Raw genomic sequence first — 16,901 nt, forward strand, 5'->3', positions numbered from 1 at the left:
GGGATCAGTACCGATAATGTTCTGGCTTGTAGGGGCCTTCCGGCTTCACACCGATATAGGCCGCTTGCTCCGGGTTCATCTGCGTCAGCTTCACGCCGATCCGATCAAGGTGCAAGCGTGCGACCTTCTCATCGAGATGCTTGGGCAGGATGTAGACGTCGTTCTTGTACTCGTCACCCTTGGTGAAGAGTTCGATCTGCGCCAGCACTTGGTTGGTGAAGGATGCGGACATCACGAAAGACGGGTGACCGGTTGCGTTACCAAGGTTCAGCAGACGGCCTTCGGACAGCAGGATCAGGCGATTGCCGTTCGGCATCTCGATCATATCCACCTGTTCCTTGATGTTGGTCCATTTGTGGTTCTTCAGCGCGGCGACCTGAATTTCGTTATCGAAGTGGCCGATATTGCCGACGATCGCCATGTCCTTCATCTCGCGCATATGCTCGATGCGGATCACGTCCTTGTTGCCGGTCGTGGTCACGAAGATATCCGCGGTTGCGACGACCTCTTCCAGCGTAGTGACCTGGAACCCGTCCATGGCGGCTTGCAGCGCGCAGATCGGATCGACCTCTGTCACGATGACACGTGCGCCAGCACCGGCCAGCGACGCGGCAGACCCTTTGCCCACATCGCCATAGCCCATGACCACAGCGACCTTACCGGCCATCATCGTATCGGTCGCGCGGCGGATACCGTCGACGAGCGATTCCTTACAGCCGTATTTGTTGTCGAATTTCGACTTGGTGACGGAGTCGTTCACGTTGATCGCGGGGAAGGGCAGTTGGCCGTCGCGCACCAGTTGATACAGACGGTTCACGCCGGTCGTCGTTTCTTCGGACACGCCTTTGATCTGATCACGGACTTTGGTGAACCACCCGGGGGAGGCTTCCATCCGCTTCTTGATCTGCGCCTTGATGACTTCTTCTTCCTCGGAAGTCGGGACTGGGATGATGTCTTCGCCCGCTTCGGCACGCGCGCCAAGCAGCACGTAAAGCGTGGCGTCACCACCATCGTCGAGGATCATGTTCGGGCCGTCTTCGAACATGAAGGACTTATCGAGATAATCCCAATGCTCTTCCAGCGATTGCCCCTTGATCGCGAAGACAGGCACGCCCGCTTCCGCAATCGCGGCGGCAGCGTGATCTTGGGTGGAGAAGATGTTGCAGGATGCCCAGCGCACATCGGCGCCAAGCGCCACCAGAGTTTCGATCAGAACAGCAGTTTGGATCGTCATGTGCAGCGATCCGACAATGCGTGCGCCGGACAGCGGTTTGCTTTCGCCGTATTCTTCGCGCAGCGCCATCAGGCCCGGCATTTCGGTCTCTGCAATATCAAGTTCCTTGCGGCCGAAGCTAGCCAGCGCAATGTCCTTGACGATGTAGTCGTTGGCCATCGTTTGTATCCTGTGTTGAAAGGTTGCGGCGCAGATACCACTGCACAGGCCCCCTGACAATGCAGCAGACAGCCTGTTCCGCCCGCAACTGTCGGCGGATTTCGGCACAAACGTAAAATGCCCAGTGGTTTATCGCGGCAGACGCTTCGGTCCCGACCGGCCCAAACTGCGGTTATGTTAGCCTGAAAGGTCTCACGCAACATTCTTTGACGCGCACTTCGCACCCGGCAGGGAAGAGCGCCGGATGCACCATTCAGTGACCTAAGATGCGGGCAGCAGCGCAAGGGCTAGCGACCGGCGCTTGTCTGACTATACAGTGCCTAATATGGCCTATTCGGCATCCGGTGCGGCCAGCTCGGCCACGCGATCCGGGCCGGGTCGCTCGGACGGATCGCCCGTTCCGCTGGCAACGGTGCAGGCAACGCCATCGGGAAGATAGCGGACCAGTGTCCATGTCTCATGCCGGTCAGAGGCCCAAAGCTGCGTATTTCCGACACGCACATCGACGGGTCGTTCGCCATACCAATCCTTCAGGGCGGCTTCCATGTCGGTTGCAGGCTGGCACGCGATATCCGCGCTGGCGGTGGCAGCGGTAGTCATCAGAGCAATTGCAGCAAGAACGGTTTTCATGTCGGCCTCCTTTGAGGTGACAACGCCGTTGCACATAAATCGTTCCAGAAACGCATTAATTTGCCGAATTGTGGCTCTGGTTTTCCTCTTGGTAACCCAAAGCCCCACATAATCGCCCCAGAGATTCACGGCGATTACCAATAATGGGCAACTCAGCGCACCGAGGCGGCAGATAATGCATGACATTCCCCAGAACCTGCCGATCTCCGATGATGCCAGGTATCGCATCGCGACCAATTGCTATGGTCGGTACTGCGTTCCCTCTGATCTGATCAAACGTCCTGCTGCCTGGGCCGTTTTGCGCGGGAACGTCCACGAACCCGATACGTTGGACTTCATGCGCACCCATGCCGGAACAGGCGACATCGTTCATGCGGGTACGTTCTTTGGCGATTTCCTGCCCGCCTTGTCAGGCACCATGGCCCGAAATGCCAAAATTTGGGCCTTTGAACCCGGCCCTGAGAACCACAAAGCGGCGGAGCAGACAGTCGCAATAAATGCGCTGCGGAACGTCACTTTGACCAATGCCGCGCTGTCCGACCGGGCAGGGCGGTTGTTCTTCAAAACCCATGACGCGACCGGAAATCCGATCGGCGGCGTGTCACGGATCGTACCGCAGGATGGACCCGGCGTGCAGAAAGTGAACGCGCTGATGCTGGACTATACCGTGCCGCAAGATCGCGACGTTTCGATCCTGCAACTTGATGTGGAAGGGCACGAGAAAGAGGCGCTGCTGGGGGCGATTCACACAATTGGACGTTGCGCGCCGATTCTGATCCTCGAATACATGGATGATTTCCGCTGGCTGCGGCGCCATTTCGGGCGCTTTGGGTACAAGCCAGCGGGAAAGGTTCACGGCAATTTCGTTTATGCCACGCCAAAGCGGATTGAACAGATCGCCGCAGCGAACAGGGGTTGAGGGAAACCCGGTTTACCAAGCGCGCGGTCCGGCGTATCCGGTGCGTATGAAACAGACGCGCGCTTGGCAAAGAATGCTTTCGGGACGCAGGCTGGACCTGCTGGACCCAACCCCCGTGGATATCGAAATCGAAGATATCGCACACGGGCTGGCATTTGTCGCGCGCTGGAACGGGCAGACTCAAGGCGACTACGCCTATTCCGTCGCAGAACATTCGCTGCTGGTTGAACAGCTTTTTGAACGGATCAGCGCCAAGCGCGACCCCAAATGGCTGCTGGCCGCGTTGCTGCATGATGCGCCCGAATATGTGATTGGCGATATGATTTCCCCGGTGAAGGCGGCTGTCGGTCCCGGGTATGGCGCGTTGGATGATCGGCTGACTGCTGCCATTCATTTGCGGTTCGGCCTTCCCGCGCAGATCCCCAAAGAGATCAAGCGTCAGATCAAGGCCGCCGACAAGGTCAGCGCTTGGATGGAGGCGGTGGAAATCGCCGGATTCTCCACCAGCGAGGCCGACAAATTCTTCGGCAAACCGAAACCGGAATTGATGGGTGGCCTTGCCATCACGCTGCGCCCGCCGAAAGAAGTACGCCAAGCGTATACGGATCGCGTCGCGCTGCTGCTGGAGGAGTTGAAATGATCGACACACGGCCCGCCACACCTTTGGATGCGCGCCCGATGGCAGCTTTGCTGAACGCAATCATCGAAAAAGGGGGCACCACGGCGCTGGTCCGTCCGGTCACCGCAGAGGATCTGCACGACTGGATGGAGGAAGAAACGCCCGGTCGCTCCGCCTGGCACGTGGCGGTGGCCGAGGATGGCGAGATCGTCGGATTTCAATGGATCGAACCGGCGCAATACCTGCCCGAAGACGCGGCAGAGATCGCGACTTTCGTACAGATCGGCCGAACTGGGCTTGGCATTGGCTCTGCCCTGTTCGAAGCAACGAAGAAGGCCGCGCGCCATATCGGATATGCATGGATCAACGCCAATATTCGCGCCGATAATGATGGCGGGCTCGTTTACTACCAAAGCCGGGGGTTCCGCGATTACGACCGCTGGGAAGGCTACAAGCTGGAGAACGGCGAAGTCGTGGACAAGGTTCTCAAACGCTACGATCTGGACTGACCGCGCCAGGGCGGACTAGCGCGGCGAGCGTTTCGCAAGGATGCGCTGCAAGGTCCGGCGGTGCATCGACAGGCGCCGCGCGGTCTCGCTTACATTGCGATCGCACAGTTCATAGACGCGCTGGATATGCTCCCATCGCACACGATCGGCACTCATCGGGTTTTCGGGCGGCGGCGGCATATCGTCCCCGGTGGCAAGCAGCGCATTGGTAATGTCTGTCGCATCCGCTGGCTTGGACAGGTAATCCGTCGCGCCGATCTTGACCGCGGCAACGGCAGTGGCAATCGCACCGTAACCCGTCAGAACCACGATCCGGCTGTCGGGACGGATGGAGCGCAGGCTTTCCACAATGTCGAGCCCGTTTCCATCCTCAAGGCGCAGATCGACAACGGCGAAAGCGGGCGGGCGGGCTTGCGCAATGGCCTTGCCTTCCGAAACGCTCCCCGCAGTTTCGATATCGAAGCCGCGTTTTTCCATCGCTTTGGCAAGGCGACGCAGAAACGGCTCGTCGTCATCGACCAGCAGCAGGCTTCTATCCTCACCGATCTGGGTCACGGCGCTGTCGGCCATCGCGTCCTCCACCACGTTCATGTTGCGTGCCGGAGACTATGTAGCTGCGAGGGTGAAAGGTCAAACTGACTTCACGCGGTCGCGATCAACTGTTCTGCACAAAGCACGCAACGCGGTCGGCCATCTGCTCCGCCGTGACGTCGCGGCGGAAGAACTCGACAAAACCGTATTCGGGCAGCACGAGGTAGGTGAATGTCGAATGATCGACGAGGTACTCATCCGTCCCGTCCTTGTTGGCACTGTAATAGGTCTTGTAGGCGCGGCTGGCCGCGGCGACCTGTTCGGGCGTTCCGGTCAGCGCGATCATCTTGTCATGCATGTTCGCCTCGTAGTCGGCGAGCGCCTCTGGCGTGTCACGTTCCGGATCGATGGTGATGAAGACCGGGGTGCTACTGATCCCGCGTTCGGCAAGAATATCAACCGCTTCGGCGTTGCGCGACACATCGAAAGGGCACACATCGGGACAGAACGTATAGCCGAAATAGACGATCGACGGTTCGGTGAAGACGTCCGTGTCGGTCACTGTCTCGCCAGACGTGTCGACCAGTTCGAACGGCCCGCCAATGTCGCTGCCGCTGGCCGATTGGGAGCATTGCGCGAACTGACTCTCTGCGCCGGGACGTCCTGCGTACCATGCGGCGCCCAAACCCGCGATCACGGCGGCCACGGCGGCTATTGCCAGAGTTCTTCCCATTGCGTTCTCCCATCCTGCCAGATTGCGCTATGTCAGGTGCAGACCTATCAATCAAAGAGTGAATTACAACAGGACGCTTAGCCACATGGACTTCTTGGCCGGTCAGAACCGAAGCAGTTGGGTCAGATTGCGCACTTTGATCCTTTTGCGTTGGGTCGCGATCCTTGGCCAGATCATCGCTTTGACCGTCGCGGAACGGTATTACGGGCTGATCCTTCAAATGGGTCTTTGCTATCTGATGGTGGGCATATCGGTCATGGGCAACCTGATCGCCATCTTCGTCTTTCCGGAAAACGCCCGGCTGAGCGAGCGGCAGAACTTCTTCATGGTGCTGTTCGATGTGCTTCAGCTTGGCTGCCTGCTGTTCCTGACGGGCGGATTGCACAACCCGTTTGCAGTGATGCTGATGGGGCCAGTGATGATCAGCGCATCGATCCTGACCGTGCGATATTATCTGATCATCGGGGCCACGGCGGTCTTGATCGTGTCGGTGTTGTCTACCGCCTATCTGCCGCTGCGCACCTCGTCCGGGGCAGAGATGTCGATGCCGGATATTTTCCTGTTCGGGACATGGATTGCATTGGTCATCGCGGTGATCTTTTTCGGTGCCTATTCGCGGCGGGTCACGACCGAAATGCACTCCATGTCCGACGCGCTTTCCGCCACGCAGATGGCTCTCGCTCGGGAACAGAAGCTGACCGACCTTGGCGGCGTCGTCGCTGCGGCCGCGCACGAGCTTGGCACGCCGCTGGCCACGATCAAGCTGACCAGTTCCGAACTGATCGAAGAGTTGGAGGATCAGCCAGAACTGCGCGAGGATGTGGAACTGATCCGGGACCAGGCGGATCGCTGCCGGGACATCATGCGCAACATGGGCCGCGCGGGCAAAGACGACGTCCATCTGCGGCGCGCGCCGATTAGTGCCTTGGTGGAAGAGGCCGCCGAACCGCATGAGGGGCGGGGGATCGAGCTGTCCTATCATTTTGCACCGATTGGCGACGTCGAGGACATCCAGCCGTCGGTGCTGCGTAAACCGGAGGTTATCCATGGTCTGCGCAATCTTATACAAAATGCCGTTGATTTTGCGTCGCGCCGGGTGTGGATTGATGTGGAGTGGTCCGAAGATGTGATCGCGATCCGGGTCTCGGACGATGGGCCCGGCTACCCGCCAGCGATCATCGGGCGGATCGGCGACCCCTTCGTGCGTCGTGGGCGCAGGTCTAACGAACCGGCAGGGCAGCAAAGGGATGATTACGAGGGCATGGGCCTGGGATTGTTCATTGCCAAAACGCTGTTGGAACGCAGTGGCGCGACCATCGTGTTTGCCAATGGGCGCGAAAACTTTGACCCGTCGCCCAATGCGGGAGGGCAGGGCGCGGTCGTGAAAGTGAGCTGGCCCCGTGATGTTATCGACGCCCGCACGCCGTATTCCGGGCCGGAATATGAGCAAAACAAAAGGATCGCGGTGTGAACCTTAAGTGTTCGTTAACGAAAGATGAGTACCTTTAATTGATGATCGGAGTATCGGCCGAATGCCTTTCCTAGACACCACTATCGCGCTTCTTGCAGGTATCGCGACGGCGATCCTCGCCCTGTGGTGGACTGTCCGAAGCCCTGTGAAGTCTCATAAATCGATGAAACTCGAAGACGGTGGGTTTTCGTTCCTGTTCGTTGATGGCGGGCTTGTCGACGCCTCGGACGAGGCCGAAGCGATGCTGGCCACATCCGGGGAAAAATCCGATTGGGATGGTGTCACACGTCTGTTCAAGAACCGCTTCAACCTGCCCGAAGGTGAGTTGATGCCGCCCAACCGCGACGGCGTTGAATATTTCTCTGCGCGGGATGCGGCGGATAATGGCGTTCTGGAAGTTCGCAAATCCGGCAATCGCATCCGTATTGATCTGTTCGACAAGGACCAGTCCCCGGGCGCGAGCGGACAAAAACTCTACATCATGAAGGAAAAGCTGGAGACACTGAGTCATGCCAGCGATGTGACCCCGATCCCGGTTTGGCAGGTGGCTGAAAACGGCACTGTGAGTTGGTTCAACCCAGCCTATGAAAAGCTGTATCGCACCGTATTCGATCAGGATCCGCAGCCCGGTTTACCGCTGTTTCGTCTGCCTGAACCAAAGCTGGAACCGGGCCGGACCCGCCGCGTTCCGATCAACCCACCCAATGCGCGCAGTTCTGTGTGGTTCGATGTGCAGCGTGCTGAAACCCGCGTCGGTGATTTCTATTCAGCCGTGGATGCCAATGCGATCGTGCGGGCCGAAGCCGCCCAGCGCAATTTCGTCCAAACCCTTGCCAAGACCTTCGCGCACCTCACCATCGGGCTGGCGATTTTCGATGATAACCGACAGTTGGTCCTGTTCAATCCGGCCGTGATCGACCTGACAGGGCTTGGCGCCGATTTCCTGAGTTCGCGGCCAAACCTGCTGTCCTTCTTCGATGAGCTTCGCATCCGCCGCCTGATGCCTGAGCCGAAAAATTACAATTCGTGGCGGCAGCAAATTGCGGACCTCGTCGCAGCGGCGGCGGATGGCAGGTATTCGGAAACATGGACGCTGGATTCCGGGCGCACCTACCGGGTCACGGGTCGCCCGCACCCAGAAGGCGCAATCGCGTTTTTGATTGAGGATATCAGTGCCGAGGTCTCGCTAACCCGCAAATTCCGTGCCGAATTGGAATTGAGTCAATCGGTCCTTGAACATCTTGGAAGTGCCGTTGCCGTTTTCTCCTCCAACGGGGTTCTGACCGTTTCGAACGAGGCGTTCCGCGACCTGTGGAACATGGACCCCGATAACAGTTTCGCCGAGGTGACAGTCATCGACTGCATGAGGAACTGGCAAGATCACAGCAAGGCCAGCCCGGTTTGGGGCGAGCTGCGCGATTTCGTTCTGGAATACACGGAAAAGTCGTCCTGGACTGCCGAAGTCGAAAAGACCGATGGCACGGTGATCGATTTGGCCGTCACCCCGCTTGCAACCGGGGCGACATTGGTGCGCTTTGATATCGAGGACACGGCGACCTTGTCCGAGCCGGAAAATTCAGGTCAGGATTTGCACCGGGATACTTGAAGCCAGCGTGGCGCGCGGTACTGTGCGTCCATGTGCTCTGACCTGTTCGACATCGTTCTTTCCACGCCTGATGCGACGGCAAATCTGGCACAGCAAATCGGCTCAAGGCTCCACGTTGGCGACACGCTGCTTTTGACGGGCGATATTGGTGCCGGGAAAACCCATTTCGCCCGCGCTCTGATCCAATCGCTGCAAGATCACCCGGAAGATGTCCCATCCCCCACATTCACATTGGTGCAAACCTATGACACTCGGAAGGGTGAGGTGTGGCATGCCGATCTGTACCGGTTAAGCGGACCGGACGAGATTATCGAACTTGGTCTATTGGACGCTTTTGACACGGCAATTTGTCTTGTGGAATGGCCCGACCGGCTTGGAGATGATGCGCCGCCCAGCGCGTTACATCTGAACTTCACGCAAATGGACGTGCCGGATACACGCCGTATCAAGGCCTCGGGGGCGAGGGATAAATGGGCCGACAAATTGGAAGGCATCACACATGACTGAGCGCGACGATCTTATGCATGCGTTCATCATCGACGCCGGGTGCGATGCGGCGACGAAAACCATGGTCGCGGGCGATGCCTCCAACCGGAAGTATTTCCGACTGCACCGCGAACAGACGACGGTGATCCTGATGGATGCCCCCCCTGAAAAGGGCGAGGACGTGCGTCCCTTCATCCGCATTACCGATTGGTTGCGGTCACAAGGCCTGAGTGCGCCAGAGATTTATGCTGCGGATGACGAAAACGGATTCCTGCTGCTGGAAGACCTTGGGCCAAACCTTTTTGCACGACTTCTGGAAGCCGGGCGGGCGGACGAAACCGAACTTTACGAGACAGCCTGTGACGTTCTGCTTGCGATTGCACAAGGCGATGCCCCGAACCTCGCCCGATATGACGCGCAAACCATGGCCCCGCTTTCGGCCTTGTCCGTCGACTGGTATCGCAGCGGTGTAACAGGCAGCGAAACGCCGGATCTGTCGGCGACATTGGCGGATATGATGCGGGCGCGGCTAACCGTTTTGGATCACGCGCCGCGTGTCCTCATTCAACGCGATTACCATGCGGAGAACCTGATCTGGTTGCCGGATCGCGACGGGCCCGCTCGGGTAGGTCTTCTGGATTTTCAGGACGCGATGCTGGGTCACCCCGCCTATGATCTGGTATCGATCCTTCAAGATGCCCGCCGCGATGTCAGTCCCGATGTTCAGGCCAGCGCCTATCAGCACTACATCCAACGATCCCAGATGGACACGCAGGAATTCTCCAAGGCCTACTATCTGTCCGGCCTACAACGGAATTTGCGGATCGTCGGTGTTTTTGCACGTCTTAGCTTGCGCGACGGCAAACCGTCCTACGTTGATCTGATCCCGCGTGTCTGGGGGCACGTGCTGCATAATCTGCAATCTCTGGAAGACGCGGAGCTATCAGATTGCGTGCTGTCGATCTTACCAGAGCCGACGACGGACGGGCTGAAAAGGTTGAAACGCGCATGACGCAGACACCGAACGCCGCCATGATCTTTGCCGCCGGGTTCGGCACACGGATGATGCCGCTGACGAAAGATCGCCCGAAGCCACTGATCGAAGTCGGTGGAACACCCCTGATCGACCGAACAATCGCGTTGCTGCAAGAAGCGAAGGTCACGAAGCTGGTCGCCAACCTGCATTATATGGCTGACATGCTGGAGTCGCATCTGTCTGGCAGCGGTGTTCAGACGGTTATCGAAACGCCCGAAATCCTCGACACCGGAGGTGGGTTGCGGAACGCGATGCAGCATCTTGGTGGTAGCCCGGTGTTTACCGTCAACTCGGATGTAATCTGGAACGGTCCCAACCCGGTCAACGTGCTGCGCGAAAACTGGCGCGGCGATGACATGGACGCGCTGCTGCTTTGCGTTGATCCGACACGGGCGATTGGCCGCGTCGGTGGTGGTGATTTCGATTTGTCCGGGGGCGGCATGCTCTCTCGTGGGTCAGAGGTGATCTATGGCGGGTTCCAGATCATTCGCACCGACCGCTTGGGAGAGATCGAAGATGATGTATTTTCCCTGAATAGGCTCTGGGATTTATTGATCGAGAAGGGTCGCGTCTTTGGCTGTGTCTATCCCGGTCAATGGTGCGATGTTGGCAGGCCAGAAGGTATCGCACTGGCCGAGGCACTTATTGAGGGCTCGCAAAATGCATGATGCCGGGACCGGTCCGCACCTGTTCATGGAACCGCTGGGCGCTGATTTCCTCAAAGCGCTGCGGGACGGTCTGTTGGACCGGGTCCGTGATCAACCACCGGAGGCGTTGGCAAAGATCACCGTGATCGTGAACACCTCCCGGATGCGGCGTCGGCTGCAATCGCTGTTCATCGAAGGACCGGCGGGCTTTTTGCCCAAAATCCTGCTGCTGTCCGACCTCGACAAACTGCTGACCTCGCCGCCGCCACCGCCTGCGCGCGATCCCCTGCGGCGACGGCTTCAGCTTGCGCAGCTCATTGCGCCGGTGCTTGAGGCCCATCCGGAACTTGGCGCGCAGGCGTCGGTGTTCGCGCTGGCCGATAGTCTGGCCAGCCTGATGGATGAAATGCAGGGCGAGGGCGTCGATGCTGCGACAATTGCTGCGCTGGATGTGTCGGATCAATCGGGACATTGGAAGAACGCGCAGACCCTATTCGGCATCGCCCATAACTACGTCAGCGCGATCGATGACGGACAGGATAACGAGGCGCGGCAAAGGGGCGTTGTGCAGGCTCTCATCGAACAATGGGCGGAAACCCCGCCCACGGATCCCATCATTCTGGCCGGCTCCACCGGGTCGCGCGGCACCACCGCGCTGCTGATGAAAGCGATTGCGGGTCTGCCGAACGGCGCTGTCGTATTGCCGGGCTTTGACGCGGATATACCGGACGACGTCTGGCACCGGATGACCGACGCGCTGTCCTTCGAAGACCACCCCCAGTTCCGTTTCGCGCGTTTGATGCATGACCTTGGTGTTGGGCCCGGCCACATTCGGCAGTGGTCCGATACGCAGCCCTGCGCCCAGGATCGCAGCCGGGTCGTGTCGCTTGCCCTGCGCCCGGCGCCGGTGACGGATGCGTGGTTGCGGGAGGGGCCAAGCCTTTCGAATTTACCAGAGGCGCTTGGCGGCATCACGATTGTCGAGGCATCAAGCCAGCGCATCGAAGCACTTTCCATCGCCATGCGGATGCGGAAGGCGGCGGAAGACGGGCAGACGGTGGCCTTGATCACGCCGGACCGGATGTTGGGGCGGCAAGTGTCAACCGCATTGGATCGCTGGAACATCGTGCCGGATGATAGTGGCGGTGCGCCGCTTCACCTGTCCGCACCGGGACGCTTCTTGCGCCACGTGGCCGAACTTTTCCGCCATCCGCTTGATGCGCAAATTTTGCTGACGCTCCTCAAACATCCGCTGACCCAGACGGGCGACGCGTTTCCCGAGCACGGCCTGCGCACCCAGCAACTGGAAGCCAAGCTGCGGCGTGATCGCGTTCCATTTCCCGGCGAGGATGACCTTGTTAGGCTCTCATCCAAGGGTGAGGACGACACTTGGACAGCGTGGCTTTGTAGCTGTTTCTGCGGTCAGGCAGTGGCTGGTGAACTGCCGCTGACCGACTGGCTGGCACGGCACCGCGCCTTGGCGGAGGCCATCGCCGGACCAGACGCGGGGGAACTTTGGAAGAAAGCCGCCGGGCAGGAGGCCGCCAAGGTTTTCGCGGCGCTGGAAGAAAACGCCGAACATGGCGGCGCGTTCAGCGCGCAGGGCTACGCGCAGCTTTTCGCGTCCGTTCTGTCACAGGCAGAGGCGCGTGACCGGGATGAACCCCATCCCGGCGTCATGATCTGGGGGACGTTGGAAGCACGGGTGCAGGGGGCCGATCTGGTCATCCTGGGCGGGCTGAACGAAGGCGTCTGGCCGGAGCCGCCCAGCGCCGATCCATGGTTGAATCGCCAGATGCGTCAAGCTGCCGGGCTTTTGCTGCCGGATCGGCGCATCGGCCTGTCCGCACATGATTTTCAGCAAGCCGTGGCCGCGCCCGAGGTCTGGATCACACGGGCCATCCGCTCTGACGATGCGGAAACCGTGCCTTCCCGATGGGTGAACCGCCTGACAAACATGATCAGCGGGCTTGATGGGCCGAACGGGCCGGAGGCGCTGCGCCAAATGCGTGCGCGCGGGCAGGAATGGCTGAACCGCGTAACCGTGATGGAGACCGTGCAAAGGACCAGACCGGCCGGACGCGCAGCGCCCGTTCCGCCTGTTGCTGCCCGGCCGCGTGATTTCTCGGTAACGGAAATCAAAACGCTGATCCGCGATCCTTACGCGATCTACGCGAAGAAAATTCTGCGGCTGAAACCTCTCGACCCTTTGGTGCAGGAGCCTGATGCCCCGCTTCGCGGCATTCTGATTCACGATATCATGGAGCGGTTCATCAAAGATGTGATGCGGGATTCCGCGCTTCTGACGCAAGCGCATCTGATGGAGATCGTCGACAGCGTGCTGGAAAAGGACGTTCCGTGGTCCACCACCCGGCTCTTGTGGCGGGCGCGCATGGCCCGCGTGGCCGAATGGATCGTCGAAGGGGAGCGGGAGCGTCTTAGTATCGCACAGCCCGCCGCGATGGAACATTCGGCACAAGGGCGCATCACTCTGCCCTCCATCGGGTCCAGCATTCAGGCCCGCGCTGACAGGATCGACCTGACCGAAACCGGCGAGGCGGTTCTGTATGATTATAAAAGCGGCAAGCCCCCGTCGAAGAATGAGCAGCTTTATTTCGACAGACAGCTGCTGATCGAAGCTGCGATGATCGAAAACGGCGGTTTCGAAGCACTCGGCCCCAGAACGGTGGCGGATGCCGCGTATATTGGTTTGGGCAGCAAACCCGAACGCGTGCCCGCGCCACTGGACGAAGAACCCCCAAGCAAAACTCTTGCCGGATTGGTGGACTTGCTGTCGGCCTATTTGGACCCTGACCAGCATTACCTGTCGCGGCGCGCGGTCCGGCAGAAGAACGATATCGGGTATTACGACCAACTGGCCCGGCACGGCGAATGGGATGACGTCGATGATCCTTCGCGGGAAGACCTGACATGATACGCGATGACGCAACGCAGGCGCAGGTGCGCGCCGCCGATCCCGGCACATCAACTTGGCTTTCGGCCAATGCCGGGTCCGGCAAAACACGGGTTCTGACCGACCGCGTGGCGCGGTTGCTTTTGGCAGGAACGGATCCGCAGCAAATCCTGTGCCTGACCTATACCAAGGCCGCCGCATCCGAGATGCAGAACCGTCTGTTCCAGCGGCTTGGCGATTGGGCGATGTGTGCGGATGAACCGTTGCGCGAAGCCCTTGCAGAGCTTGGACATGACGGGGCCTTGGATGATGACGGGCTTGCGATGGCGCGGACCTTGTTCGCGCGCGCGATCGAGACTCCCGGCGGGCTCAAAATCCAGACGATTCACTCTTTTTGCGCAGGGCTGCTGCGCCGCTTCCCGATGGAGGCCAAGGTCAATCCGCAGTTTCAAGAAATCGAAGACCGTGCTGCCGAATTGCTGCGCGAAGAGATCGTCGAGGACATGGCAACGCAGGACCAAGGCGGCGCGACACAGGCTCTAACCGTGGTATTCACCGGCGAAAGCCTCAACACCTTCACCAAGGAAGTGATCCGCCATCAAACGGCCTTTGAACACAAACCCAGCGCAGATGACCTGCTTCAGCTGTATGGCCTGCCCGCTGGTTTTGGTGATGCCGATATCGAACGCGCGCTATTCACCGGGGAGGAGCAAGACCTTCTGGATGCGATGATTCCGCTTCTGATGGCATCCGGTGTAAACGACCAGAAAATGGCAAAAGCCTTGGCTGAGGTCGGTGAATTGACGATGGCTGCACTGCCAAAACTCGGCGCCGCGTTGTTGACCCAAGCCGGAACCGCACTCAAGAAAAGGCCAGCCAAGGCCGTGGCCACGGCACATCCCGCAGAATCCGAGGCGCTAAACGATTTCATGCTGCGCGTGGAAGAGGCCGTCATGGCGCAGAAAACGCTGAACGCCGTGCGTCGCAGCAAGGTTCTGCATGATTTCGCGCATGAGTTTCTGGCCCGATATGCTCAGGCGAAGCAGGTGCGCGGCTGGCTGGACTTTGACGACTTGATCTTGCGGACCCGCGCGCTGCTGCGGGATGAAAAGGTTGCGGCGTGGGTACTGTATCGTCTGGATGGCGGGATCAGTCACATCCTTGTGGACGAGGCGCAGGACACCAGCCCGGCGCAATGGGATGTGATCCGGCTTTTGGCGCAGGAATTCACCAGCGGCGAGGGCGCGCGGTCGGACACGCTGCGCACGATCTTCGTCGTCGGCGACAAGAAGCAGTCGATTTACTCGTTCCAGGGGGCCGACCCGAATGAGTTCGACAGGATGAATGCCGAATTCAAGGAAAAGCTGACGACGGTCGGTGCGCCATTCAGCGATGCGACGCTTGAATATTCCTTCCGGTCTTCCAGCGCCATTTTGCGGAGCGTCGATCTGACATTTGAGGGCAGCGCCGCCGCGGGATTCGTGCCGGATCAGATGCACCGCGCATTCCATCAGGATATGCCCGGCCGCGTCGATCTTTGGCCTGTGATCCCAGCGGCAACCAAGGAGACGGACGGCGATTGGACCGATCCCGTCGACCGTGTGTCGGACACACATCACAGTGTCGTCCTCGCCCAGACCATCGCCGATCAGATCGCGGCCATGCTGGATCAAAACAGTACCGCCCGGATACCTTTCCAGAAGCAAAGGGGCGGGCCGTTCTTCATGCGGCGGATCACACCGGGCGACATCATGATCCTCGTCCAGCGGCGGAGCGAGCTGTTCCACGAAATCATCCGCGCTTGCAAACAGCGGTCGCTCGATATCGCCGGGGCGGATCGTTTGCGTGTTGGGGCGGAACTAGCGGTGCGCGACTTGCTTGCTTTGCTATCGTTCCTCGCAACGCCGGAGGATGATCTATCGCTTGCCACGGTCTTGCGGTCGCCGCTTTGCGGTTGGTCCGAAAGGGATTTGTTCCGATTGGCGCATGACAGGGATCGGAAATACCTGTGGGAGGCCCTGCGGGAAAAAGCTGACCACGTTCCCGAAACCCTCGCCATGCTGACGGATCTGCGCAACCAGATCGATTTCATGCGGCCCTATGAACTTCTCGAACGGATTTTGACCCGACACCAAGGGCGCGCGCGATTGCTGTCTCGTCTTGGACAAGAAGCAGAGGATGGCATCGACGCGCTTTTGTCCCAGGCTCTTGCCTATGAACGGTCCGAAATCCCCAGCATGACCGGTTTCCTTGCCTGGGCGCAGGCGGATGATCTGGAGATTAAACGTCAGATCGACAGCGGAAGCGACCAGATCCGTGTGATGACCGTCCATGGCGCGAAAGGGCTGGAAGCGCCCATCGTGATCCTGCCGGATTGCGGTCAACGCAAGATCACCATTCGCGACGAGGTTTTGGAGATCGGCGAAACACCCGTCTGGAAAGAGCCCGGCGACGTCAAGCCCGAAGCGATCGAGGACGCCTTGGCGCAACGCAAAGACGCCGAGGAGCGGGAGCGAAAGCGCTTGCTTTATGTCGCGATGACCCGTGCGGAAACCTGGCTGATCGTGGCCGCCGCCGGTGACCTGAATTCCGATGGCTCTGACTGGTACACAACGGTTTCCAACGGGCTGGACAAGGCTGGGACAATCGATGTTCCAAGCGCGCTGGGCGTAATCCGCCGCTATGAAACGGGGGATTGGACGGCCGCAGAAGCGCAGCAAGAGGCGCGGGTACAGCCCGAATTGGCCAATTTAGAGCCTGTATATTCCGAGAAGATCACCAGCACGCCAAAGCGGAAAGATCCCTTGACCCCCTCCGATCTGGGTGGCGCCAAGGCCCTGCCGTCGCCGGACGCCTTGGACGAGGACACCGCCAAGGCGCGGGGTGTTTACATCCACGCGATACTGGAGCTTTTGGCCGCGACTTCGCCAGACACATGGTCCGAATGCATTACGGCAATTCCCGCTCCGTCGGAACTGCCGCGGGAACTGCTTCCAGACGCACAGGCCGAAGCGCGCCGCGTCCTGGAGGCACCCGATTTGTCATGGATATTCGCACCGGCGGCGCTTGCCGAAATCCCGATCCACGCGCAGGTCGGGGAGCAAGACCTGATCGGGATCATCGACCGCCTAGTCATTACCGACGACGTGATCACCATCGTCGATTTCAAAAGCAATATGCGCGTCCCAAAGGGCGAAGAGGACTGCCCAGAGGGCATCTTGCGGCAAATGGGTGCTTATGAGAGTGCGATTTCGCAAATCTATCCCGGTCGCACGATTGCTTGCGGGATTTTGTGGACAGCAACAGCAACATATACGCCTTTGTCACAAAAGCTTGTGAGGGAGGCTCTGGCGCGCGCAGCTTAGCTTGACGATGATGCAGCGCGTTCCTAGGTTCGCATCCCAAAG

Annotated in this window: 14 protein-coding genes; 10 read left to right on the top strand and 4 right to left on the bottom strand. The window is 59.5% G+C overall.

Translation table 11 applies throughout. The annotated features are described in order from the left end of the window. Positions 1–4: 4 nt before the first annotated feature. On the bottom strand, positions 5–1,393 hold the full coding sequence (gene ahcY, locus E4Z66_RS16705) for an adenosylhomocysteinase (protein WP_136464206.1): 1,389 nt from the start codon (positions 1,391–1,393) through the stop codon (positions 5–7). A 330-nt stretch (positions 1,394–1,723) separates the two neighbouring features. After that, entirely contained in the window at positions 1,724–2,023 is a 300-nt protein-coding gene (locus E4Z66_RS16710; RefSeq protein ID WP_211097180.1) for an S-adenosyl-L-homocysteine hydrolase, read from the bottom strand. A gap of 175 nt (positions 2,024–2,198) precedes the next feature. On the opposite strand from E4Z66_RS16710, the gene E4Z66_RS16715 reads away from it, so the two are divergent. Genes E4Z66_RS16715 through E4Z66_RS16725 form a run of 3 tightly spaced genes read left to right on the top strand, consistent with a single transcriptional unit; the run spans position 2,199 to position 4,070 of the window. After that, complete coding sequence (locus tag E4Z66_RS16715; RefSeq protein WP_136464207.1) at positions 2,199–2,942, top strand: FkbM family methyltransferase; 744 nt, start codon at positions 2,199–2,201, stop codon at positions 2,940–2,942. A gap of 46 nt (positions 2,943–2,988) precedes the next feature. Next, on the top strand, positions 2,989–3,582 hold the full coding sequence (locus tag E4Z66_RS16720; RefSeq protein ID WP_136464208.1) for an HD domain-containing protein: 594 nt from the start codon (positions 2,989–2,991) through the stop codon (positions 3,580–3,582). After that, positions 3,579–4,070 carry a GNAT family N-acetyltransferase gene (locus E4Z66_RS16725; RefSeq protein WP_136464209.1) on the top strand — a complete coding sequence of 164 codons (492 nt, stop codon included), beginning with the start codon at positions 3,579–3,581 and terminating at the stop codon, positions 4,068–4,070. Before E4Z66_RS16720 ends, E4Z66_RS16725 begins: the two co-directional genes overlap by 4 nt. A gap of 15 nt (positions 4,071–4,085) precedes the next feature. Here the strand turns inward: E4Z66_RS16725 and E4Z66_RS16730 are convergent, their stop codons facing one another. Together E4Z66_RS16730 and E4Z66_RS16735 are read right to left on the bottom strand one after the other, a co-directional pair. Next, positions 4,086–4,640, bottom strand: coding sequence for an ActR/PrrA/RegA family redox response regulator transcription factor (locus tag E4Z66_RS16730; RefSeq protein WP_136464458.1), 555 nt, complete (start codon positions 4,638–4,640; stop codon positions 4,086–4,088). Between the two features lie 85 nt (positions 4,641–4,725). Next, a complete protein-coding gene (locus E4Z66_RS16735; RefSeq protein WP_136464210.1) occupies positions 4,726–5,334 on the bottom strand; it encodes an SCO family protein in 609 nt (202 codons plus the stop codon). Positions 5,335–5,419: 85 nt separating this feature from the next. On the opposite strand from E4Z66_RS16735, the gene regB reads away from it, so the two are divergent. From regB to addA, 7 genes are all read left to right on the top strand, one after another. Beyond that, on the top strand, positions 5,420–6,805 hold the full coding sequence (regB, locus tag E4Z66_RS16740) for a sensor histidine kinase RegB (protein ID WP_136464211.1): 1,386 nt from the start codon (positions 5,420–5,422) through the stop codon (positions 6,803–6,805). 163 nt (positions 6,806–6,968) lie between these two features. Further along, positions 6,969–8,411: a PAS-domain containing protein gene (locus tag E4Z66_RS16745; protein ID WP_211097181.1), complete on the top strand. Its 1,443-nt coding sequence runs from the start codon at positions 6,969–6,971 to the stop codon at positions 8,409–8,411. Between the two features lie 30 nt (positions 8,412–8,441). Continuing rightward, positions 8,442–8,918 (top strand): tRNA (adenosine(37)-N6)-threonylcarbamoyltransferase complex ATPase subunit type 1 TsaE, encoded by a 477-nt coding sequence (gene tsaE / locus E4Z66_RS16750; protein WP_136464213.1) that lies wholly within the window; start codon positions 8,442–8,444, stop codon positions 8,916–8,918. Then, entirely contained in the window at positions 8,911–9,909 is a 999-nt protein-coding gene (locus E4Z66_RS16755) for an aminoglycoside phosphotransferase family protein (RefSeq protein ID WP_136464214.1), read from the top strand. The genes tsaE and E4Z66_RS16755 overlap by 8 nt, the downstream gene beginning before the upstream one ends. After that, on the top strand, positions 9,906–10,601 hold the full coding sequence (locus E4Z66_RS16760) for a nucleotidyltransferase family protein (protein WP_136464215.1): 696 nt from the start codon (positions 9,906–9,908) through the stop codon (positions 10,599–10,601). Before E4Z66_RS16755 ends, E4Z66_RS16760 begins: the two co-directional genes overlap by 4 nt. Then, the gene (gene addB, locus E4Z66_RS16765; RefSeq protein WP_136464216.1) at positions 10,594–13,515 is read left to right on the top strand and encodes a double-strand break repair protein AddB; all 2,922 of its coding nucleotides are present in this window, start codon (positions 10,594–10,596) and stop codon (positions 13,513–13,515) included. The genes E4Z66_RS16760 and addB overlap by 8 nt, the downstream gene beginning before the upstream one ends. After that, positions 13,512–16,859 carry a double-strand break repair helicase AddA gene (gene addA / locus E4Z66_RS16770; RefSeq protein WP_136464217.1) on the top strand — a complete coding sequence of 1,116 codons (3,348 nt, stop codon included), beginning with the start codon at positions 13,512–13,514 and terminating at the stop codon, positions 16,857–16,859. The genes addB and addA overlap by 4 nt, the downstream gene beginning before the upstream one ends. The last annotated feature ends 42 nt before the right edge of the window (positions 16,860–16,901 follow it).

It is taken from the genome of Aliishimia ponticola (genome assembly GCF_004803475.1).
Lineage (GTDB): Bacteria > Pseudomonadota > Alphaproteobacteria > Rhodobacterales > Rhodobacteraceae > Aliishimia > Aliishimia ponticola.

Excerpts from the sequence above, each read along its gene's own strand:
- ahcY (WP_136464206.1), bottom strand. The coding sequence starts at position 1,393 with ATGGCCAACGACTACATCGTCAAGGACATTGCGCTGGCTAGCTTCGGC.
- E4Z66_RS16710 (WP_211097180.1), bottom strand. The coding sequence starts at position 2,023 with ATGAAAACCGTTCTTGCTGCAATTGCTCTGATGACTACCGCTGCCACC.
- E4Z66_RS16715 (WP_136464207.1), top strand. The coding sequence starts at position 2,199 with ATGCATGACATTCCCCAGAACCTGCCGATCTCCGATGATGCCAGGTAT.
- E4Z66_RS16720 (WP_136464208.1), top strand. The coding sequence starts at position 2,989 with ATGAAACAGACGCGCGCTTGGCAAAGAATGCTTTCGGGACGCAGGCTG.
- E4Z66_RS16725 (WP_136464209.1), top strand. The coding sequence starts at position 3,579 with ATGATCGACACACGGCCCGCCACACCTTTGGATGCGCGCCCGATGGCA.
- E4Z66_RS16730 (WP_136464458.1), bottom strand. The coding sequence starts at position 4,640 with ATGGCCGACAGCGCCGTGACCCAGATCGGTGAGGATAGAAGCCTGCTG.
- E4Z66_RS16735 (WP_136464210.1), bottom strand. The coding sequence starts at position 5,334 with ATGGGAAGAACTCTGGCAATAGCCGCCGTGGCCGCCGTGATCGCGGGT.
- regB (WP_136464211.1), top strand. The coding sequence starts at position 5,420 with ATGGACTTCTTGGCCGGTCAGAACCGAAGCAGTTGGGTCAGATTGCGC.
- E4Z66_RS16745 (WP_211097181.1), top strand. The coding sequence starts at position 6,969 with ATGAAACTCGAAGACGGTGGGTTTTCGTTCCTGTTCGTTGATGGCGGG.
- tsaE (WP_136464213.1), top strand. The coding sequence starts at position 8,442 with ATGTGCTCTGACCTGTTCGACATCGTTCTTTCCACGCCTGATGCGACG.
- E4Z66_RS16755 (WP_136464214.1), top strand. The coding sequence starts at position 8,911 with ATGACTGAGCGCGACGATCTTATGCATGCGTTCATCATCGACGCCGGG.
- E4Z66_RS16760 (WP_136464215.1), top strand. The coding sequence starts at position 9,906 with ATGACGCAGACACCGAACGCCGCCATGATCTTTGCCGCCGGGTTCGGC.
- addB (WP_136464216.1), top strand. The coding sequence starts at position 10,594 with ATGCATGATGCCGGGACCGGTCCGCACCTGTTCATGGAACCGCTGGGC.
- addA (WP_136464217.1), top strand. The coding sequence starts at position 13,512 with ATGATACGCGATGACGCAACGCAGGCGCAGGTGCGCGCCGCCGATCCC.